Here is a 20,036-nt window from a genome sequence, read left to right as displayed (position 1 = left end):
GGGAGGGTACCATGCGCGTCATTTCGGTGAAAAAAAACATTTTGTCCGGCCTTGTCATTTTGGTCCTTCTTGCCATTGCTGCGGCTTGCGCCGCGTTTTGGTTATGGGGGGGAGCGGTTCGAAAGGAAATGACCGGCGGAGAGAAAAACGTTCCCGCCTCCACCGTACCGGTGTACGAGGAGGGAGGAGTGAAGATCGTCTCCGCCGCGAAGGAAGGGCATTTGGAGGTATACGACGGGGCGGGTTGGCGGCCGCGATTTTGGTCCGGCGTGAACATGGGCGCTACGACCCCGGGCCATGCCCCGGGCGAACTAAGTCCGACCAAGGAGGATTACATGCGCTGGTTCGGACAAATCAAAGAGATGCATGCGGATGTCGTTCGGATATATACGATTTTGCCGCCGCATTTTTACCAGGCGCTGGAGGAATTCAATGCCGGCAGGGACGATCCGCTGTATATATTGCAAGGAATATGGGCGCCCGAGGAACAGCTTGCCGGTACGTCCGGCATGGGCGGCGATGTGCTGCAAAGCGATGCAACCGAGCTGTTCGGCAGCGAAATCCGCGACGCCGTTCGGGCCGTTCACGGACAGCTGAAGAGAAAATCCGAGCCCGGCCATGCTTCCGGCAAGTTCGACGCGAATGTTGCGCCTTATGTGCTCGGCTGGGTAATCGGCAATGAGTGGGACCCTTACACCGTGAAAGCGACGAACGATGCGCACCCCGGCATGAAGCCTTTCCAAGGTACATATTTCCAGGCGGCAGAGGGCGCCTCCCCGTTTGAAAGCTGGCTGGCTCAAATGATGGATACGCTCGCGCAGGAGGAGATGAAATTCGGCTGGCAGCATCCCGTCTCGTTTACGAACTGGGTGACGACCGACCCGCTGGCTCATCCGAACGAGCCGCTTGAAAACGAGGATATGGTCCCGGTAGATCCGATGCATGTAAGTCCGCAAGCGGACTGGAAGGCGGGGTATTTCGCCTCGTATCACGTTTATCCGTATTATCCGGATTTGCTGCGGTTTGAGGACAAGTATCAAAAGTATACAGACATCGAAGGGAACGTCAATCCTTATGCAGGATATTTGCGCGATTTGCGGGAGCATCATAAGGGCATTCCGCTGATCGTTGCGGAATACGGCGTGCCGAGCTCGCGAGGCATGGCCCACTACGGCCCGCTGGACCGCAATCAAGGCATGCACACGGAAGAGGAGCAGGGCCGGATCGATGCGGATATGTACCGCAGCATTTTCAATGAAGGCTATGATGGAGCGGTTCTTTTTTCCTGGCACGACGAATGGTTTAAAATCACCTGGAATACGATGGAGCTGGATGGCCCGCCGGCCCGCCGTCCGATGTGGCGAAACATGCTGACGAATGAAGAGCACTTCGGCGTGCTGGCGGTCGAAGCGGGCGGTTCGCCGGAGGACACGATCGTACTCGACGGAAAGACGGACGATTGGGAACGTCGTAAAGGGGCGGAGACGCGGGACTATCCGGGATACAGCCTCACGGTTTCGCATGACGAAGCTTATTTGTACCTGCTGCTGAAAAGCAAAACCGGCGACTGGAAGCCGGAGGAGCAGCCGCTGTATATCGGCTTCGATACGGTGGACGGAGGGAGCGCGAAGGCGGACAAAGCGCCCGGGATCAGTTTCAGCGGAGGACAGGAGTTTGTCATGAAGCTGGGCGGGGAGCGCGATTCGGCCATATACGTGGAAAGCGCGTACGATTACCACACGTGGCAGTACGGATTCAAAAACAAGATGATGCCCTGGCAGGAAGCTTGGTCCCGCGCGGATAACGGATTGTTTCTCCCGTGGCGTCTGCCGGTGAGCAAACCGCTCGTGCTGCCGCAAAGCAAGGTCAAGATGCCGTTTGAGGACGTTGAGCTCGGGAAGCTGCATGCCGGCACGACGGATCCGAAGAGCGCGGAATTCAACAATTTGTCCGACTGGTTCGCTTCCGGTTCGGTAATTGAAGTCCGCATACCCTGGATGCTGCTCGGGTTTACCGATCCCAGCACACATAAGGTGTGGCGTTACCCGTATGAGGCGGGCGCCTTTAAGACGGAGGAAAGCAAGGCGGTACGCGTGGAGCCGCATAGTTCCGGAAACCCGAATCCGGTTGAGCCTGCCGTGTACAAATGGGACAGCTGGAACATACCGGCTTCGCATGAGCGGCTGAAGAAAAGCTATCCAATTTTGCAGGACGCATTCGGCGAGCTCGGGAAGCGGGCTCCCCAAGCCGCTCCCACCGACTCAGCTGGCGCCCCGGGCAATTAATCGCCTAAGGCTCGCCAGCCGGCGTAATCGTGGACGGCGATGCCTGCATAGGAAGGCCGGTTTTTCAGCTGGCTGTCAAGGAGAGCGAGCTGGTGCTCCATTTGTTTCAGGCCCTTGGCGTAAAAGGTGATGTGCGGGGTGTCCGGCATGGCGTTTGTTTCCACGCCGATCCAAACCCGTTTGCCTAAACGGTCGCCCGCAGCCAGCTCCTCCCCAGCCAAAGCCATCACGTCCTCGGCTTGGTCGCGGTAGGACATTACGGCTGTTTCGTCAAGAGCGGCCATAACCGCTTCGCTGAGCGTGCCGCTTCCGTCCGGCAGCTTTACGCTGTCGAGCCAGAACGGCACGGCGGCAGCCGTCGTCAAGACGGAATTCTTTTTCACCAACTCATGAAAATATACAAGCGATTGCAGCCATTGGGCGGAAACCGCATCGCGGTCCGCGGTCCATTCCGGCAACTGGTACGGCTCGATATCGACCTGGATGCCGGTAAAACGTTCGCTTTCCTCAGAGGCGGCATTGTAGGAATTTACCCACCGGACCAAATCGGCGATATGCTGCCGGTGTTCCGGAAGCGCCCACTCCGGAGCGCCGTCCAGCGCATGCACCTGAATGCCTAAATCGGAAGCCGCCCGGATGAAGCTGCGGTAATCGTCCGGGTCAACTCCCGTATTGACCTGCAGGAAGATGCGCCCGACCTGCCGGTTTGCCGCGAATTGCAAAACATCGGTTCGATCTTCGCTTGTTCCGATGAGCGAAGTATGCCAAAGCCAAATCGCCTTCGGCTTTCCATGAGGCGCGGAATCGACCGAGGATAAAGGTAGGGGCGTTATAAAACCTGAAGTTAAATACATAAGTATGACCGCCATAATGACCATTCCTGAAGTTGTCCCTCCCATCGGATGCGAAACCGCACGTTTGCAAAGCCTTCACTCATTATCACTCATCGTCATAAGCTTGCTCTATAATTTGCATGTAATCGTCATAACCGATCGATCGCACATTGCTGGGCGTGGAATTGTTGGCCACAGCCAGCTCCGAGAGGCGCGGGAAGTCCTCCCGCCGAACGCCCGGCAATTCCTTCAACTTTGGAATCTCCAGCCGCCTCGTAAATTCTTTCACTCCCTCCACAAGCAGCCGAACGGCCTTGTCGTCCGAATCCGAGTCTTGAGCCAAGTTCATATGCCGCGCCATTTCGGCATGGACCGATTTCTCCGTTTCCGCATTGAATTGCAGCACATAAGGTAAAAACACCGAGTTCGCCACCCCGTGAGGGGTATCGTACAATCCCCCGAGCGCTTCGGCAAGACAATGGACGGCAGCGACATCGCTGGACCCGAAGCAAAGGCCGGCCAGCAGGCTGCCTTCCATCATTTCGTACCGTGCCTGCTCGTTGTTTCCATCGCGGAACACTGCAGGCAGGGCGGAAACGATCTTGCCCATCGCTCTTGCGCCGAAAGCTTGAGAAACCGGATTGGTCGCCTTGCATGAATACCCTTCGATCGCGTGGACCAAAGCGTCGACACCCGTTGCGGCCGTGACCGGCTTCGGCACCGTGAACGTCAGCTTCGGGTCGAGCACGGCCAGAAGAGGACGCAGGGATGCGTGCTTGAGCGTAAGCTTCCGATGCGTTGCCGCTTCGGTGATCACCGAGGAGCGGGTCACTTCGGATCCCGTCCCCGCCGTGGTCGGAACACATACGATGGGGGCAATATCCGCATACATCCTTTTCCCCTCGATATACTCGATGGGATTGCCGCCGTTCGGGCCGAGCAGGGCGATGGCTTTCCCCGTATCCATCGCGCTTCCGCCTCCGACGGCGACGACCGCATCCAGGCGCTGTTCGGTAAAGAGCTTCGCTCCGGCCAAACATTCGGCGTCCCGCGGATTTTGGGAAAGCGCATCGAACACAACCACGCGATAACCCGCCGATTCTAGCCGCTCCCGTATCGGCTGCATGATCCCGGCCTTTACCACTCCCGGATCGCTGACAAGCAGAAGCGCAGGCCCGATTTGCATCGACTTGAGCAGTTCGGGCAGCTGCTCCGATTTTCCGATTCCCATTTCAATTCTGGTATTGCAAAAGTAACTGAAATTGTTCATATGCGGGCGCCCCTCTCAAAAAATTCCTCGTCGCCCACTCATTTTACGGTAAACCGAATCGATTTACAACGAACCGGATGCGTTTGAACGATTGACGCCGGTCATTCACCTTAGCCCGCGGAAAGCTCGGCGCAAGTACGCACGGGGAGTGACCGTTCCGCTACTTGTCATTATTTTCTAAAAAGATGGGTAAGATATTAAAAATATGACTATGAATATGCCGAGGAGGAGCAGGATGGACTATAACATCGTCATCGGTCTTCCCGCTTATAACGAAGAACCGGGAATTTCGAAGCTTCTGGAGAAATTAAGCGATTTGGGAAGCCGATTTGACCGCGGTTTTTTTGTGGTTATCGTGAACGACGGCAGCACCGACGGCACTGAAAACATTTTACATCATTTCGCCAGCCGGTACCCTTTCATCTCGTATCTTAACCATCCGCATAACAAAGGGCTGGGCGAAGCGGTTAAAACAATGTTTGCCTATGTGTGCGAACATTTTAACGAATCGGATGTGCTGATTACTTTGGATGCGGACAATACGCATAACCCCGGCATTATTCCGGAAATGGTCAATAAACTGAAAAATGAACAGCTCGATCTTGTGATTGCTTCGCGATTCACCCAGGGAGGCAAAGAAATCGGGTTGTCATTGCCGCGAAAATTGTACAGCAGGGGAGCCGCGTTATTGTTAAAAATGTTTTTCCCCATTCACAACGTCAAAGATTATTCGAGCGGGTACCGCTGCTATCGCGTCGGGTATTTGAAGCAGGCGATGTCCGTATTTAACAAACAATTGGTGACGGCGACAGGCTTTGAGTGTATGGCGGAGATTATCGCGCGATTCAGTAAAATCGGAATTAAAGCAGGGGAATATCCGCTCGTGCTGCAGTATGATTTAAAGGAAAATAAAAGTAAAATGAAGGTGGCCAGAACGATAGCCGGTTATTTTCATTTAATCAAAAAAGTGAATCAAATGGGTGCTTTAAAATGATTATAAACTTGCGATCTTCGAAGAAACTGCTTGTTTTTTTCATTTTCCTGTTTATCTTGCTTTTAAGAATACCGAACATTTCGAATTCGCCTTACGAATACGATTCCTGGAGACAGTCGGACACCGAATCGATCGCCTACAATTTTGCGGAAGCCAAATTCAATATTTTTTATCCCGAATTCAATTACGACGGTCCGCCTCCCAATTATGTACAGCTTGAATTTCAGATCACGACATTTCTCATTGCGCTTCTTTATAAATGGTTCGGTTACCATTATGCGCTGGCGCGCACGGTGCCTATCGTTTTTTTTATCGGATCCGCGATTTTTTTATACTGCATAGGCAAACAGCAGTACTCGCGGCGCACGGCCGTTTTGGCCGTATTGCTTTATGGAATTTCGCCGGTTAACATCTTATATTCGAGAGCGATTATGCCGGAATCCGCGGCGCTTTTCTTTTTTATGGGAGCCTTCCATTTCTTTTCTTTATGGATCAAAAATGAGAGATTCTCCGTTTTGATGCTGGCCGGGTTGTTCACGGCATTAGCCATTGCCGAGAAAGTCCCGACGATATTTGTCGGCATCCCTATGATCGTCATGGCTCTCGTCAAATATAAAACAAAAGCGTTAACCGAGTGGAAGCTCTGGTTGTTTTTGTTAATTTCGCTCGTTCCGCCGTATGTATACTTTCAATGGTCGTATTCCATCGCAGAACATAAATTTGTAAGCTGCATAGCGAGCAAGCATGTTTTGCCGGACATGTTAACCGCCGTGTTCTCGGAAACGGCTATGCATTTTTTTTATAAAGAATTGCCGGCGGCGTTTACCGGCTGCGCGATCGTTTTATTTGTTGCGGGTTTGATCACGATCGATTGGAGAAAGCATTATGCCGTTGGCGCTTGGGCTCTTGCCATGATTTTGGAATTGATGACGGTCGTTGCGGTCATCAAATTTAATTATTATCTCATTTTGATAAGCCCGCCTGTCGCTTTGCTCGGCGCTGCCTTTTTATCATATCTGTATCAAAAGAAATTAGGTCCGGTATGGGTCGCCGGACTTTTGGCAATAATCTGTCTCTCCGGTTTTGGGCATATTCGCCCCATGTTCGATTCGCAACATACGGATGTCATCAAGCAGGGCAGGCTCGTGCAAGAGCTGACGGACCAAAACGATTTAATTGTAGTCGGGACCGACGATCCGTCCTTGTTAAACGCCGCCCGCCGAAAAGGCTGGAGAGTAACGAACGCGATTCCCGAGGATTCTATAGCGGAACTGCAATATTTTATCAATCATGGCGCGAAATATTTCGTGCCTTTGAAAGGGTTTATATATGGGGATGACGGGAAATTAAAGCGATATCTCGAAATGCATTTTAAAAAAATCACTCTGGAAGACGGATATACCGTATATAAACTTTCAAAATAGGTAGAATCCGATTAATCCATCTGCGATGAGATCCCCATAAAAATACAAAAAGACGCCCGGAGGACGTCTTCAGATTGTTGACAAAGCCCCGGTTTTTCGGGGCTTTTGTAGGATCATTTTTTGAATTTAGCCCTAAAAATAGAAGATCGCCTCTTATCCGGCCCTTTTAGCCAGGATATTGGCGATCTTTTTAATGTTTTGACATAGTGCAGTCAGTAATGCTTGCTGCTGCACTTTGTTTCGGCCGCGGAACCGGCAGTAGCGAAGCCCATGGAGCTCTTTGGCATCCGCGAAGCTTCGCTCAATCGTCTGGTATCGTAAGCGGTAGAGATATTTGCCGGACTTGCTTCTACCGTTTTGTTTTACCCACTCTTTACTATCCTGCCATACATGCCTGGTGATGACTTTTTGGTGATTCCGGGACCGGGTACATTCTTTGAGCATGGGGCAGTTCGCACAATGATTCGGATCCGACTTATACTGTCTGTAGCCTTCGCGATCCGTTGTCGTATATTTCAATTCGTGTTTTTGTGGACATATATACACATTGTTCTCCGCATCATACTTAAATCGCCACTTAGCCATTAATCCTTTAACTGGGGTAAAGGCTCTACCTCCGATGACCGCGTATATTTTCTTGTCTTGAAGCTTTTTGCAAATGTGCGACGTGAAGTAACCTGCATCCAGTGCGACGGCTTCCAGTGTTTTTTCGAATTTAAACTTCTTGATGATATGTTCCAAACGCTCTATGTAAGGGACAGAATCGTGAACATTGCCGGCAGTGACGTGGACATCCATGATGATGTTGTATTTGTGGTCGACGGTCCGATGATCGAGATAGAAAAAGCCTTCCGGCTTACCGTCCCGCACCATATAACCGCTCTCCGGATCGGTTGTGCTTACCTTCGTTAGTTTGGTTTCTTCCACCTCCTCTCGTGGCTTTAAAGCTTTTTTCCATGAGCCTCGCGATCGGCACGAATTGCTTCGTCCAGTTCTTCCATGTAGGCCTTCGTACTCTTGGTTACTTCCTCTTGAACAAACTTTCGTTTATTCGCATTGGCCTTAAGATGAGTTGAGTCGGTGATAAGTACCCGACCGGCAACGAGACGATGTTGAATAGCAAGCAGAACGACCCGGTCGAAGATTTGTTGAAGTACATCGCCTTCTTGAAGACGTTCACGAAAGTAGCTAAGGGTGCTATGATCCGGCACGCGATCCTTGAGCCCAAGCCCCAGAAACCATCGATAAGCATTATTAGAGAAAACCTCTCTTTCCAACCGTCGTTCGGAGCGAATGCCGTCAAGATACCCGATCAATAGCATCTTGAAAAGCATGATGGGATCTGCCGAGGGACGTCCATTATCCTCGCAGTAATAAGGACGGACTAAGTCGAGAATAAAGGAAAAGTCGATATGCTTATGTACTTTACGAAGAGGATGATCTGGATGAACCAGTTCCTCGATACACACCAATTCATATTCATTTTGGACATTCGGATTAGAGCGAAGCATAGGATCCACCGCCTTAAGAGTATATTTACATTATAACATATTAACGCGGTAATTTGTTAAAGATATTGAACGAAAAAGTAGCCTGTTGGGTTTTTCAACAGGCTGAAGACGCCCGGAGGACGTCTTTCTTTTTTTTCTGTTTGTTAGATCACAAACGCTCTAGTGATGATGACCAAGAGGATGAAAAGCACGAGAATAACGCCAATGCTGGTAAAACCGAAACCTGCACAGCTAAATGCGCTCACTATTTGTCACCTCCTCCGCATTGACTACAAACACAATATATGAGCGTAAACCGATTTTGACTGGACGAATGTAACGGTTTTATGTTCAAAAGCGTAACGACCGCTGTTGACGGTACATAAATTGTACGATGATGCAGCAGAAATACGTGGGAGGATTTGCAATGACGATAGCGGTGATCGGAGAAGGTTTGCTGGCGGAAATAGTTCGCAGGGAACTGTCCGCTCTGTATGAGGTCATATGGCAAATGGAACCTGACGGTAGCTTGCCGGAGACGGCGGAGTTGGTATTACTGATCCATGATACCGAAAATTCCGACACATATCGGAAAGCGGAGGAGCTTATGCGGCAGAAAGGCATTCCGTGGCTGCGCGGCTTTGTTTCCGAAGATGAGGCTATCATAGGGCCTTTGGTTCGTCCGGGTGCTGGAGGGTGTTTTCAGTGCGCCGATAATCGGCGTCTGCTAGCAGGGCGAGATGACGCGATAGCAGCGGCTTCGTTACATTCGCTGCTGACGACGGCGGAAATCCCCGTTAAAGACCGTCCGTCGTTCTCGGGCCTGGCGCATGTTTCCCACATGATCGTTAACGAATGTTGCCGGTTGCTCCGTGGAAAAAAAGCCCGTACGGAAGATTGCATATATATCGTAAATCTTCATACATTAGACAGTTCGCTCCATTTTATTTTACCGGACCCGTTGTGCGAGGTTTGCGGGCAACTGCCCGCGGATTTCTCAATGTCGGCTCGAATCGAACTGGAGCCAAGGCCCAAAATCGCTGCCGGCAGCTACCGATCCCGTAACATAGACGAATTGAAAACGGTGCTCGTTCGCGATTATTTGGATTCCCGGACCGGTGTCTTTAATGCCAAAACGATCGATCTGCTGTCGCCGTTTGCCGCGGTATATATGAATATGCCGTCGTTTATGGGAGACGAAATAACGGGAGGCCGAAGCCATTGTTTCGCGGAGAGCGAGCTGACCGCCATTTTGGAGGGGCTGGAGCGGCGCTGCGGTTCCGTCCCCCGGGGCAAACGTTCAACCATTCGCGATAGCTACAACAATATTGCCGCCGAAGCGCTGAACCCTGTCAAGGTGGGGTTATACAACGAGGAACAATATGCACTGCCGGATTTCCCGTTCGAACCGTTTGACCCGGATCGTCCTATGGATTGGGTGTGGGGTTATTCTTTTCTGCAGCAGCGTCCCATTTTGGTTCCGGAAAGCATCGCTTATTACAGCTGGACTTACGGAGAGAGCTTCGTGCAGGAAGGCTCGAACGGAAGCGCTTTGGGCGGAAGCTTGGAGGAAGCCATTTTATACGGGATTTTGGAGGTGGCGGAGCGCGATTCATTTCTAATGACCTGGTACGCTCAATTGCCCGTTCCCCGGCTGGAACCTGATTCTTCGGGCGATCGGGAGCTCCGTTTGATGATCGAAAGACTGAAAGCTGTTGCCGGGTACGAAGTTCGTTTGTTTAATATAACGACGGAAAACCGGATACCGGTTATTTTGGCGCTGGCGAAAAGCGGAGAGCCCGGGAAAATGAATTTGATCTGTGCCGCCGGATCCCATTTGGACCCCGTCAGGGCGGCGAAAAGCGCCATCCACGAGCTGTCCGGCTTAATAGGCATGCTAAATGAGAGATTCGAGGAGCGGCGGGATGAGCTGATGGAAATGTTCCATGAGCCCAATTTGGTGAAGCAAATCGAGGATCATGCGCTGCTGAACGGGCTGGCTCAAGCGGAGGAAAGATTTTGTTTTTTACTGGATGACCGGCGGCCGATGCAATCGTTTGCGGAGCAATTTAAACGGAAATCCGGCCATACCGATCTCACGGAGGATCTGAAAGATATACTTCACACATTTCAACGTTTGAATCTCGATGTGATTGTGATCAATCAGACGTCTCCGGAAATAGGGCGAAATCGTTTAAACTGCGTAAAAGTGTTGATTCCCGGCATGCTGCCGATGACGTTCGGGCATCAGTTCACCCGGCTGAACGGACTGGATAGGGTGCTGAGCATACCGGCGGAGCTGGGGTATGTGAGCGAACCGTTAAAGAGGGAACAGCTCAATCCGCATCCTCATCCGTTTATTTAATTTGTCATCGAAGACAGCCTTCGGCTCAACAAGAAGCTTACTCTGGGTTGTACGATTTTTGTAATTGGACAGGGGTATTCTTCTTATACTTCAGCAATTCGCTAACAGTGACGAAGCGATACCCTCTTTTTTCAAGCTCAGGCAGGATTAATTTGAGCGCATCGATCGTATCTGATTTTCCTTCCACCCAATCATGAAATAAAACAATATCGCCGTTGCGTACATGGTTTAATACGTTGGAAGCAATTCTTTGCACGCCGGGAGATTTCCAGTCCTCCGTATCCAAATGCCAGGACCACAAAACAACCGTATATCCGGATTGCCTTACGGTTTGCACTAATTTATCCGAATAGAAGCCGCCAGGCGGACGAAATAAGTTGGTTTTCACACCGGCTATACGGTTTATCGTTTCCTGGGTTTGTTCAAGTTCCCGCAGGATGGTTTCCTTCGGTGTGCTTCTTCGAAAATAAGGATGTGAATACGTATGGTTAGCCAGTTCATGGCCTTCCGCCAATTCGCGTTTCAATAGCTCCGGATTTCTCTCCGCTTTGTTCCCGACAATGAAGAAAGTTGCATGGGCATGGTACATCTTCAGCAAATCTAATATTTGCGCGGTATCCTCGGGATGAGGGCCGTCGTCAAAGGTCAGGGAAATTACCTTCTCTGCCGTTGGTACATTCCATACAACCTCGCCCGTGGACTCATAATATTGGCGGTTCTTTACCGGGGTTTCCGCTGACAAATATTCCGGCTCTGCACAAAGCAAACATAGAGCAGCGAGCAACACTCGCCCCCATATGTGATAGTTGGTAACGATGATGAACATCTCCTTTACTTTACTCTCCATATATTATTCCATGGAATAAAGGTTTTAACTTAACATTAATTTCCATTATGGATCCAATAAGAAAAAAACACCTTTTCTGGTTGACGATGGCGCAAGCGGCAATCTGCTCCGGCCTCTCCTCAAACCTCTGGGGCACACCTACAACTTCGTTGCCCGCAAGCTTGAGCATTATCAAAGTCCGTTAAGTTCGGAGAAGCATCCTGTGGTGCGCTACGAGGATACCGTTCTCGTTACGGAGACGAATGATACGCCGGGTTTAATCGAATTTTTGCGGCCTTATTCATTTGATGGCGTCATAACGGTCTATGATTATTACATTGAGACTGTAAGAAATGTCGCTGAAGCCTTTCATCTCCCTTGTCCTTTTCCGAAGGGTGTAAAAACCGTACGGCACAAACATCTGATGCGCCAGGCGCTGGACGTCGCCGGTCTTGCGAATCCGCGCTATCGTCTCGCGCAGAGCCGGGCTGAAGCCGAAATGGCCGCCGAAGCAATCGGCTATCCCTTGGTCGTCAAACCGGTGGATCTTGCATCCTTTATACATTGACTTGCATTTGAACCCGTGATAGTATCGAATGATACAAGTTAAAATACGGAACGGCGTTTATAATGATAAAGGATGTGGTATTTTGGAACAAAAATATGCGGTCCCCGCTCTCGATCGGGCGCATGCCGTCTTGTCGCTGCTTACTGAAGAGCCTTACAAATGGAAGCTGTCGGACATCTCCAAACATTTGGGCATCAGCAAAAGCACGCTTTACTCCTTGTTGTTAACGATGGAGCGCCTGCAGTGGATTCACCGTGACCGCAACGAGACTTATGCTCTGGGAAGCTCCTTGGGGGACTTCGGAAGCGCTTATTTTCGCCAGTTCGACCTTGCCCGGGAGTTTCGCCGCCTTGCGGAGCCGGTGATGCGTATCCTGCAGGAATCGGTGCAGCTCGCCCGTCTGGATGGAAGCGACGTTCTGTATCTTGCCAAAATCGAAGCGCCTTCTCCGGTTCAGATGGTGTCCGGCCCGGGAGTGCGGATTCCGGCCCACGCGACCGGTCTCGGGAAAGCTCTTATGATGGAAATGGATGACGAACAGGTTTGCCGAATATTTCCTGAGGAGACGCTGCCCAAGCTGACCGTGCATACGATCGGTTCCAGGGACGCTTTTTTGCAGGAGCTGGAAACGTCAAGAGGCCGCGGGTACTGTTTGGACATACAAGAGGGGGTGATGGGGTTTTGCTGCGTTGCCGCTCCGGTTCGGCGCAGAGGGGAGGTCGTTGCGGCGATCAGCTGCTCCATGCCTATTCATCATTGGGAAGGGAAGAAGGATATCGCCGTTCGCGAGATTTGCGCTTTGGCCAAGCAATTATCGACGACCATATAAGATTGATGCAATCCCGGTACGCTTTCGATGGCGGAACGGGATTTTTTTGTTGAAGCCGCCCATTTACGATTTCCGGCGAAACGGATGATATAATAAACACGTACGACATCCTTATTTTCCCAAAAAGTTAAGGGACTTAGGAGAAAAACGAATCTGCAAAATTTGGAGGGAGCGCCATGATTCCGGACGGTAATTTAAAAAGTAATATCGAACGTTTTTCCGGCTTTGAGGAGGTATACGATAAATTTCGCCCCCAAGCACCGAAGCTCGTGGTGGAGCTTCTTACCGGTTACCTGCAAAGTAAGCCTTCCGTCGTAATGGATTTGGGGTGCGGCACCGGGCTTTCCTCTTTTATTTGGAAAGATCGGGCGGATCGGGTTATCGGCGTCGAACCGAACGACGACATGAGAAGTAAGGCGCTTCAGAAGCTTCAGATGACGTCGAATGCCGATCATATCGCCTTTATTCCCGGCTACTCCAACCAACTCGAGGCCGATTCCGAAACGGCGGACATTATCACTTGCTCGCAGTCGTTTCATTGGATGGAACCGGCCAGCACCTTGAAGGAGGTGCAAAGGGTTTTGAAGCGAGGCGGTATTTTTGCCGCTTATGATTGCGACTGGCCTCCGACAGTTAACTGGGAAATTGAACTTCAGTATACCAGTCTGATCGAAAAAGCGGACACCATCATCGAACGGCTGGCGGACCAAGATAAAAAAGCGAACAAATGGAACAAAGATCACCACCTGAGACGTATGGCGGAGAGCGGGGTTTTCCGTTTTACAAAGGAGATTGTTTTTCACAATTTCGAGTCTTGCGACGCGGAACGATATGCGGGACTTGCCTTCAGCCAAGGCGGCGTTCAGACGGTTTTAAAACTCGGATCGGATGAACTGAACCCGGATATCGAGAAATTTCGGGCAAGTGTAGAAAATCATTTTCAGGGGAGGACGCTGGACGTCATGTTCAGCTACAGGCTGCGATTAGGGGTCAAATAAAATATTTAATTTAACGGTGCCGACGTAGTTTCCGGGAAGTACGTTGAACAGTCGTCATGACTTGGGGATGGTCCGGTTCGCCAGTGTTACATCCCGGCTCGAGTTTGGTTGAGTTCCAGTTAAATCCCACATACGAATGGAGGAGAGATGATGAAATACATGATGTTGACATATGAGTCGAAGGAGGACTTCGCGGCCAGAACGGACAACGGGCGTAAAGAACAATACTGGGCCGAATGGAAGGCATACTTTACAGCGATGGAAGAAGCGGGAATTCTCGCTTATCCGGGGAACATTTTGCAGCCGGGGGATTCGGCTCGTACAATTCGACGAGCCGAGGGGGGAGTCGAGACGGAAGGACCTTATGCGGAAACGAAAGACCAACTGAGCGGTTATTGCGTGATCGACGTTCCCGACATTAACCTGGCGACCGAATGGGCTTCCCGTGCCCTGGCCGCAGTGAGCGGAGCCGTCGAAATTCGCCCGCTGTGGTAGGCTGCCATGAGCGATCGTGAACTCACTCCGGAAGATCGTTACGCCGAGATCGCCAGGCAGATGCTCGAGCAGGATCCGCACGTCAGTTCGGATACCGACCGAACGAAGAAGCGGTTCGGCATGTCCGGCTAGCTCAAGATTGCGGGCAAAATGTTCGCCCTTTTGGCCAGGGAGCGGCTTATCGTCAAGCTTCCCGGGCTTCAGTCCGATTGATCGGACCTTGCCGCTGAAGCCAAAGCGTTTGTATCCGGCAAAAGTTCCGCCTCTTCCAATCGGGAGTTCAGCCGTTCGACGAGCTCCAGAAGCTGAAGAGGTTCGTGAATCGTATAATCCGGCTGCTCGCTTTCGTCGGCCGGAGCTTTGGGATACCGCGGCGTCCAGTCCTGAAATACGCTGGTGATGCCCAGTGCGTTGGCGCCTTTGATATCTCGGCTCAAATTGTTGCCGACCATAATGATCCGGCCGTAGTCCGCTTCGCTGAGATCCAGCGCGCCGACCGCCGCTTTGAACATCCGCGGGCTGGGCTTGGAGGCCTTAATATTTTCGGAATTGATCATCGCGGTGAAGCAATCGTACAGTCCGTGCTGCTTGAATAAATTTTTGAACGACTGGGCATTTCCGTCCGCCACTAACGCAAGCGTATACCCCCGCTCCGCCAACGTCTTTACCGTCACGTCCGCGCCGGGCACAAGCTCTGCGCGGATGACGATATCCTCGTCGTCGCGGATTTCCGTACTTTCATCAATTAACGTATCCCCGCTATCCAAAAAAATAATCAGCTTCTTTGTATTCATTCCTATCAACTCCAAATCGCGATAATTTCCATTTTACGTCTTTTGTGCAGTTTGCCGCGCTGTTTCGGCGCATTTTTCATCATATCATAATCTTTGGATCGCTATGCGATAACACTTGAAAAATTAGAAAAACTTAACATTTAAAAGAGCGGCTGGTAGGGATCAAAATGCGATTTTTTCAATATCCGGATTTGCTTAACAGAACCGCAATAAAGATGTGGAATATATATCAGTATTTATGTTAGTATATCAATGATATTTAAAGTGTCTCCATAGTAAAGGAATGAGACAATGAACCTACAACAGGGCGATATTCAACGAAAATCATTGCTTTATATGCAAATTGCCGAGAAAGTCAAAGAAGAGATCAGGATTCGAAATCTCGCGCCTCACGATCCGGTGCCGTCGGAAGGAGAATTGGCGCAAATGTTCGGAGTCAGCAGGATGACCTCAAAGCTGGCTTTGGAGGCTTTGACCAAACAAGGCATCGTGTACAGGCTGCCGCGCAGAGGCACGTTTCTCGCTGGAGATTACGCCAAGCAGGATCACGAGTCGATTCATTCCCTGGCTAACGAAAAGCAGGCCAAACCCAAGAAAAAAAGGATCGCGCTGGTTGTTCCTAATCTGGATGACTACATTTCGCGCATTATTCAATCTACCGAAGCCGCGGCCAGAGAACATCATTATCATCTGTTGGTGCGAATTACGAAGGATAAGGAAGATGAGAGTTCCAGCCTGCAGGAGCTGTACGAAGATCATATGGACGGCATCATTTTATATCCCAGAGGCCGTAAGACATGCAGCGAAATGGTCATGAAGCTGAGGCTGCTGGGTTATCCGCTCGTTATTATCGATCGGATTTTCCGGGAAGTGGAGATCGATTGCGTATACCACGACCATTTTCAGGGCGCCTATCGGCTCACGGAATATTTAATCGCCATGGGCCACAAGGAAATAGGCTTTATCTCCATGCCGTTTGACGGAGTGACCAGCAGGGAGGACCGGTACAAAGGGTTTTTGCAGGCGATGCTGGATCACAAGCTGCCCTTAAACAGCTATAACTTCTTTCTGAACTGCTCGGAGATGATGAACGACCTGAATGCGGCGAATCCTCAATTGGAAGACTTCATTCAAGGCAATGCCGCATTGACCGCTATCATGTGCATGGACGATTATTTGGCTGCCTCTTGCTTGTCCACTGCAATCCATATGAAGAAAAAAGTGCCCGATCAGCTGTCCATTGCCGGCTTTTCAGATATATTGCTGGCAAGCCTACTGCCCGTCCCTCTTACAACCGTTCGCCAACCGACAGGCCCGCTGGGACAAGCGGCCGTGGAACTGCTGGATAAACGTTTGACGGCTCCCGAAGGGAAGGCCGTCACCGTTAAAGTGGACACACTGCTCATCAAGCGCGATACTGTGAAAAGACTTCATTCCTGAACAACCAATTTCAAAGAGTCGTCAACATGGATACCCAGCATTTACTAAATCTATAGATGCAATCCATTGAATATATCACTGACATGTAATAATCTTTATTTTGTCAGGTGATATGTGCTAATGGCTGCTGATACGGATTTAGTGAATGCTTTTTCTTTTTTTAGGCAGCCCAAAACTTCCGATTTTCCCGTTGGATTGTTCAATTCCGGGTTGAATGGTCCTCGTGAAAATACAATGAAACTTATTTACTATGCGAGGTGAACGATTTTGCGCAGAAAGATCCCCATTGTGCTTATGGTACTTGTATTACTGGCTTCTTTCCTGGCCGCCTGCAACGGCAGCAGCAATGAAACTGCCAAACAAACAGCAGCCTCGGAAGCATCAGGAAGCAATAACCTAAATCCGGAAGCCGGGAAGACCGGTAACCAAGGAATGCAAGGAAATCAAGGGAGCCAGGGGAACAAAAGCAGCATCGCGACGATCACGACACTTCAGGAAGCTCCTACGCTCAAAAAGCTCGTACAGTCGGGTGCGCTGCCTGCAGTAGAGGAGAGACTTCCTGCCAAGGAAGACATTATGATCGAGCCTGTCGTCGAAGAGATTGGTCAATACGGCGGCGATTGGAAGATGGCCTGGCAGGGCATTGACGACAAGTGGGCTGTCGGAAAACCGACGGAAGAATCGTTGTTCCGGTTTACGAAAGACGGAAAAGACGTGGAACCTAACGTGGCCAAAGGCTACGACGTCAACAAGGATTCGACAGAATACAAGATTTATTTGCGCAAAGGCATGAAATGGTCGGACGGTAAACCTTTCACGGCTGACGATGTGCTGTTCTACTGGGAGCATATGCTCATCCCCAAAACGTTCGGCAAGGAATTATACGATTGTTACTATTCGGTAGACCCGGTATCCGGAGAGCGTGTACGGGGCGAAGTGACGAAGATTGACGACTACAGCTTTAAAGTCACTTTCAAATATCCCCATCCTCTATTCCTGAAAAGACTGGCCATCGACAACAAATGGTTCTTCGCGCCGGCTCACTATTACAAGACGATATTGCCGGAATTTATCGGCGAAGAGCAGGCTCTTCAGGAAGCGAAGAAACGCGGCTTCGGAGACGTGGCCAGCTTGGGACAATGGACAGGCTACTATTACTGGCTGTGGCCCGACAGACCGACCCTGCGACCTTGGGTTGCCAAAAACGATCCGCGGGATCAGCGCTTTGTTATGGAACGGAATCCGTATTATTGGAAAACCGATTCCAAAGGTCAGCAGCTGCCGTACATAGATCGCTTGGTCGCAGACAAAATCGCAGACAAAAGCCACTTTTTGCTGAAGGCCATGTCCGGAGAAACGAATCTCACTACATTCTCAGGATCGGATTTCTCCAATTATACCGTGCTGAAGGAAAACGAGGCCAAAGGTAATTACCGCGTGCTGCGCTGGGCAACCGCCAACTGGTCGAGCACGGGTCTTCAATTGAATCAAACTTACAAGGATGAGAAGTACCGCACCCTGTTTCAGGATATTCGCTTCAGAGAGGCGCTCTCCGTTGCCGTAGACAGGGAGCAAATCTCCCAAATCATTACAGCCGGACTGGCCGACCCGATTCAATCTTCCGTGCCGAAAGGGCTTCCACACTACCAGGAAGGTTGGGCGGATCAATGGGCGAAGTTCGATCAGGGCAGGGCGAACAAGCTGCTGGACGAAATCGGCTTGAAATGGGATGCCGCCAAGAAATACAGGACCTTTGCGGACGGCTCCGAGTTGACTCTTGTGTTCCATCATGCCGATAAGGGAGACGCCAACAAAGATAAGCTGGAAGAGTTGTTGAAAAACTATTTCGAACAAATCGGGCTGAAAACGGTTATTAAAGTAGTTGACGAATCATTGATGACCGATATGACGTTCTCCAACGATTTGATGGCGTTTACGAGAGATGTTTTCATGATTGATGTACCGCTGCGCCCGGACGAAATCGTCCCTTATCGGGAAGGGTTCCCTTGGTACGGGCAATACGGAGTGTATTACGCTTCCAACGGCAAAAAAGGAATTAAACCGGAAGGCGATATTCTGGCCCTTCAACAATCCTGGGACAAGCTGCGCGCCTCCACCAATCAAGAGGACATCAACAAATGGAGCGAGGAAATTATCAAGCTCCACCGGAAAAATCAATGGCTCCTCGGTTTTACAAGCGCGCTGCCTACCATGGTAGTCGCAAGCAACAACATGCGAAATATACCTAAAGAGCTCATCGATGCCGATGAATTCCGGAATCTGGGTCATGCTCACCCGGCGCAATTTTTCATCAAGCAATAAATTTTCCACAGGGACGATAAGCCGCAATGGAAGGAATAGCTTTCCATTGCGGCTCTCCTGATGGACATTTCGGATACAGGCGGGTTTCCGGGAAGGAGAAAGAGCATGCTGCAATACATTCTTCGAAGACTTCTGTTAATGATTCCGATTGTTATACTGGTATCTATTATTATTTTTTTCATCATTCAATTGCCGCCGGGAGATTTCGTAAGCCGAATGGTCGCGGATATGTCGCAAAGCGGCGAAACGGTAACTTCCCAGCAAATCGCCGAAATGAGGGCGACCTACGGCTTGGACAAGCCGATGTTGGTTCAGTATTACGATTGGATGAAGGGGATTATCACCAAGGGGGATTTCGGATATTCGTATTCATTTAATCGTCCCGTTCTGTCCATCATCCAGGAAAGGCTGGGCATCACGATTTTCGTCTCGTTGATTACGATGTTTTTCACTTATTGCGTAGCCATTCCAATCGGTATTTACAGCGCGGTCAGGCAGTATTCCTTCGGCGATTATTTGTTCAGTTTTATCGGATTTCTCGGAATGGCAACCCCCGGCTTCCTGCTGGCGATTATATTGATGATTTCTTCCTACTATACGTTCGGCGATCCCTTGCTCGGTCTCGTATCCCCGGAGTTTCTGGAGGGCGGCTGGAGCTTCGGCAAACTGCTCGATTTGCTCAAGCATATGGTCATCCCGATCATTGTGATCGGCCTTGGCGGCACTTGCGGACTTATCCGGATTATGCGCGGACAAATGCTGGACGAGATGAATCAGCCTTATGTTGTCACCGCGCAGTCCAAGGGATTGTCGGAACGTCGTATTTTACTGAAATATCCGACCCGCGCGGCGATTAATCCGATGGTCAGTACCATCGGTTGGTCGCTCGAATCGATCTTAACGGGCTCCACCATTACGGCCATCGTCCTGAATCTGCCTACGCAAGGACCCGTCATGTACAAGGCGCTTCTTAGTCAGGACATGTATTTGGCCGGGGCGTGGCTCTTGTTTATGACCGTACTGATTATACTGGGGACGCTAATATCGGATATTTTATTAGCTTGGCTGGACCCGAGAATTCGTTACTGAAAAGGAACGGGACT

The 20,036-nt window shown here is 50.5% G+C and carries 18 protein-coding genes; 12 read left to right on the top strand and 6 right to left on the bottom strand.

Going from position 1 to position 20,036, the window contains the following annotated elements:
• Window positions 1-11 precede the first annotated feature (11 nt).
• Window positions 12-2,285: a glycoside hydrolase 5 family protein gene (locus MYS68_RS11680; RefSeq protein ID WP_248926005.1), complete on the top strand. Its 2,274-nt coding sequence runs from the start codon at window positions 12-14 to the stop codon at window positions 2,283-2,285.
• On the opposite strand, the gene MYS68_RS11675 is transcribed toward MYS68_RS11680, so the two are convergent.
• Together MYS68_RS11675 and MYS68_RS11670 are read right to left on the bottom strand one after the other, a co-directional pair.
• Window positions 2,282-3,139 (bottom strand): hypothetical protein, encoded by an 858-nt coding sequence (locus MYS68_RS11675; RefSeq protein ID WP_248926004.1) that lies wholly within the window; start codon window positions 3,137-3,139, stop codon window positions 2,282-2,284. The genes MYS68_RS11680 and MYS68_RS11675 overlap by 4 nt on opposite strands.
• Window positions 3,140-3,224: 85 nt before the next feature.
• Window positions 3,225-4,388 (bottom strand): iron-containing alcohol dehydrogenase, encoded by a 1,164-nt coding sequence (locus tag MYS68_RS11670; RefSeq protein ID WP_248926003.1) that lies wholly within the window; start codon window positions 4,386-4,388, stop codon window positions 3,225-3,227.
• A 235-nt stretch (window positions 4,389-4,623) separates the two neighbouring features.
• Between MYS68_RS11670 and MYS68_RS11665 the strand changes: the two genes are divergently transcribed.
• Together MYS68_RS11665 and MYS68_RS11660 are read left to right on the top strand one after the other, a co-directional pair.
• Complete coding sequence (locus MYS68_RS11665) at window positions 4,624-5,382, top strand: glycosyltransferase family 2 protein (RefSeq protein ID WP_248926002.1); 759 nt, start codon at window positions 4,624-4,626, stop codon at window positions 5,380-5,382.
• Window positions 5,379-6,806, top strand: coding sequence for an ArnT family glycosyltransferase (locus MYS68_RS11660; RefSeq protein WP_248926001.1), 1,428 nt, complete (start codon window positions 5,379-5,381; stop codon window positions 6,804-6,806). Before MYS68_RS11665 ends, MYS68_RS11660 begins: the two co-directional genes overlap by 4 nt.
• Before the next feature lie 153 nt (window positions 6,807-6,959).
• Here MYS68_RS11660 and MYS68_RS11655 read toward each other — a convergent pair.
• Both MYS68_RS11655 and MYS68_RS11650 read right to left on the bottom strand, forming a co-directional pair.
• Window positions 6,960-8,317, bottom strand: a protein-coding gene (locus tag MYS68_RS11655; protein ID WP_248924449.1) for an IS1182 family transposase whose coding sequence is annotated in 2 segments (ribosomal slippage) — window positions 6,960-7,753 and window positions 7,753-8,317 — 1,359 coding nt in all. Because the reading frame shifts where the segments join, the coding sequence is not laid out codon by codon here.
• A 143-nt stretch (window positions 8,318-8,460) separates the two neighbouring features.
• The gene (locus tag MYS68_RS11650) at window positions 8,461-8,562 is read right to left on the bottom strand and encodes a sporulation protein YjcZ (RefSeq protein ID WP_248926000.1); all 102 of its coding nucleotides are present in this window, start codon (window positions 8,560-8,562) and stop codon (window positions 8,461-8,463) included.
• Window positions 8,563-8,723: 161 nt separating this feature from the next.
• Between MYS68_RS11650 and MYS68_RS11645 the strand changes: the two genes are divergently transcribed.
• Window positions 8,724-10,661 (top strand): TOMM precursor leader peptide-binding protein, encoded by a 1,938-nt coding sequence (locus MYS68_RS11645; RefSeq protein WP_248925999.1) that lies wholly within the window; start codon window positions 8,724-8,726, stop codon window positions 10,659-10,661.
• Window positions 10,662-10,698: 37 nt separating this feature from the next.
• Here MYS68_RS11645 and MYS68_RS11640 read toward each other — a convergent pair whose 3' ends face one another.
• Window positions 10,699-11,487 carry a polysaccharide deacetylase family protein gene (locus MYS68_RS11640; protein ID WP_248925998.1) on the bottom strand — a complete coding sequence of 263 codons (789 nt, stop codon included), beginning with the start codon at window positions 11,485-11,487 and terminating at the stop codon, window positions 10,699-10,701.
• Between the two features lie 223 nt (window positions 11,488-11,710).
• Between MYS68_RS11640 and MYS68_RS11635 the strand changes: the two genes are divergently transcribed.
• The 5 genes from MYS68_RS11635 to MYS68_RS38510 all read left to right on the top strand — a co-directional run bounded on the left by MYS68_RS11635 (window position 11,711) and on the right by MYS68_RS38510 (window position 14,509).
• Window positions 11,711-12,055 (top strand): ATP-grasp domain-containing protein, encoded by a 345-nt coding sequence (locus MYS68_RS11635; RefSeq protein ID WP_248925997.1) that lies wholly within the window; start codon window positions 11,711-11,713, stop codon window positions 12,053-12,055.
• An 82-nt stretch (window positions 12,056-12,137) separates the two neighbouring features.
• Complete coding sequence (locus tag MYS68_RS11630; RefSeq protein ID WP_248925996.1) at window positions 12,138-12,884, top strand: IclR family transcriptional regulator; 747 nt, start codon at window positions 12,138-12,140, stop codon at window positions 12,882-12,884.
• 176 nt (window positions 12,885-13,060) lie between these two features.
• A complete protein-coding gene (locus tag MYS68_RS11625) occupies window positions 13,061-13,882 on the top strand; it encodes a class I SAM-dependent methyltransferase (RefSeq protein WP_248925995.1) in 822 nt (273 codons plus the stop codon).
• A gap of 159 nt (window positions 13,883-14,041) precedes the next feature.
• Entirely contained in the window at window positions 14,042-14,377 is a 336-nt protein-coding gene (locus MYS68_RS11620) for a YciI family protein (RefSeq protein ID WP_248925994.1), read from the top strand.
• 6 nt (window positions 14,378-14,383) lie between these two features.
• Window positions 14,384-14,509 carry a hypothetical protein gene (locus tag MYS68_RS38510; RefSeq protein ID WP_275983462.1) on the top strand — a complete coding sequence of 42 codons (126 nt, stop codon included), beginning with the start codon at window positions 14,384-14,386 and terminating at the stop codon, window positions 14,507-14,509.
• Between the two features lie 68 nt (window positions 14,510-14,577).
• Here the strand turns inward: MYS68_RS38510 and MYS68_RS11615 are convergent, their stop codons facing one another.
• Window positions 14,578-15,171, bottom strand: coding sequence for an HAD family hydrolase (locus MYS68_RS11615; RefSeq protein ID WP_248925993.1), 594 nt, complete (start codon window positions 15,169-15,171; stop codon window positions 14,578-14,580).
• 291 nt (window positions 15,172-15,462) lie between these two features.
• On the opposite strand from MYS68_RS11615, the gene MYS68_RS11610 reads away from it, so the two are divergent.
• The 3 genes from MYS68_RS11610 (at window position 15,463) to MYS68_RS11600 (ending at window position 20,022) form a co-directional block, all read left to right on the top strand.
• Entirely contained in the window at window positions 15,463-16,611 is a 1,149-nt protein-coding gene (locus tag MYS68_RS11610; protein WP_248925992.1) for a GntR family transcriptional regulator, read from the top strand.
• A gap of 432 nt (window positions 16,612-17,043) precedes the next feature.
• A complete protein-coding gene (locus MYS68_RS11605) occupies window positions 17,044-18,933 on the top strand; it encodes an ABC transporter substrate-binding protein (RefSeq protein WP_248925991.1) in 1,890 nt (629 codons plus the stop codon).
• A 105-nt stretch (window positions 18,934-19,038) separates the two neighbouring features.
• Window positions 19,039-20,022 carry an ABC transporter permease gene (locus MYS68_RS11600; protein ID WP_248925990.1) on the top strand — a complete coding sequence of 328 codons (984 nt, stop codon included), beginning with the start codon at window positions 19,039-19,041 and terminating at the stop codon, window positions 20,020-20,022.
• Window positions 20,023-20,036: the final 14 nt, after the last annotated feature.

The sequence above is a fragment of the Paenibacillus hamazuiensis genome, assembly GCF_023276405.1.
GTDB classification, from domain to species: domain Bacteria; phylum Bacillota; class Bacilli; order Paenibacillales; family NBRC-103111; genus Paenibacillus_AF; species Paenibacillus_AF hamazuiensis.
The sequence above is the reverse complement of the archived record's forward strand: the minus strand, read 5'-3'. Positions and strand labels throughout refer to the sequence as shown.

Bases quoted from the DNA above. Each gene is read 5' to 3' on its own strand.
- MYS68_RS11670 (WP_248926003.1), bottom strand. From the start codon at position 4,388: ATGAACAATTTCAGTTACTTTTGCAATACCAGAATTGAAATGGGAATC.
- MYS68_RS11600 (WP_248925990.1), top strand. From the start codon at position 19,039: ATGCTGCAATACATTCTTCGAAGACTTCTGTTAATGATTCCGATTGTT.
- MYS68_RS11620 (WP_248925994.1), top strand. From the start codon at position 14,042: ATGATGTTGACATATGAGTCGAAGGAGGACTTCGCGGCCAGAACGGAC.
- MYS68_RS38510 (WP_275983462.1), top strand. From the start codon at position 14,384: ATGAGCGATCGTGAACTCACTCCGGAAGATCGTTACGCCGAGATCGCC.
- MYS68_RS11640 (WP_248925998.1), bottom strand. From the start codon at position 11,487: ATGTTCATCATCGTTACCAACTATCACATATGGGGGCGAGTGTTGCTC.
- MYS68_RS11660 (WP_248926001.1), top strand. From the start codon at position 5,379: ATGATTATAAACTTGCGATCTTCGAAGAAACTGCTTGTTTTTTTCATT.
- MYS68_RS11615 (WP_248925993.1), bottom strand. From the start codon at position 15,171: ATGAATACAAAGAAGCTGATTATTTTTTTGGATAGCGGGGATACGTTA.
- MYS68_RS11605 (WP_248925991.1), top strand. From the start codon at position 17,044: ATGCAAGGAAATCAAGGGAGCCAGGGGAACAAAAGCAGCATCGCGACG.
- MYS68_RS11675 (WP_248926004.1), bottom strand. From the start codon at position 3,139: ATGTATTTAACTTCAGGTTTTATAACGCCCCTACCTTTATCCTCGGTC.
- MYS68_RS11680 (WP_248926005.1), top strand. From the start codon at position 12: ATGCGCGTCATTTCGGTGAAAAAAAACATTTTGTCCGGCCTTGTCATT.
- MYS68_RS11665 (WP_248926002.1), top strand. From the start codon at position 4,624: ATGGACTATAACATCGTCATCGGTCTTCCCGCTTATAACGAAGAACCG.
- MYS68_RS11610 (WP_248925992.1), top strand. From the start codon at position 15,463: ATGAACCTACAACAGGGCGATATTCAACGAAAATCATTGCTTTATATG.
- MYS68_RS11645 (WP_248925999.1), top strand. From the start codon at position 8,724: ATGACGATAGCGGTGATCGGAGAAGGTTTGCTGGCGGAAATAGTTCGC.
- MYS68_RS11625 (WP_248925995.1), top strand. From the start codon at position 13,061: ATGATTCCGGACGGTAATTTAAAAAGTAATATCGAACGTTTTTCCGGC.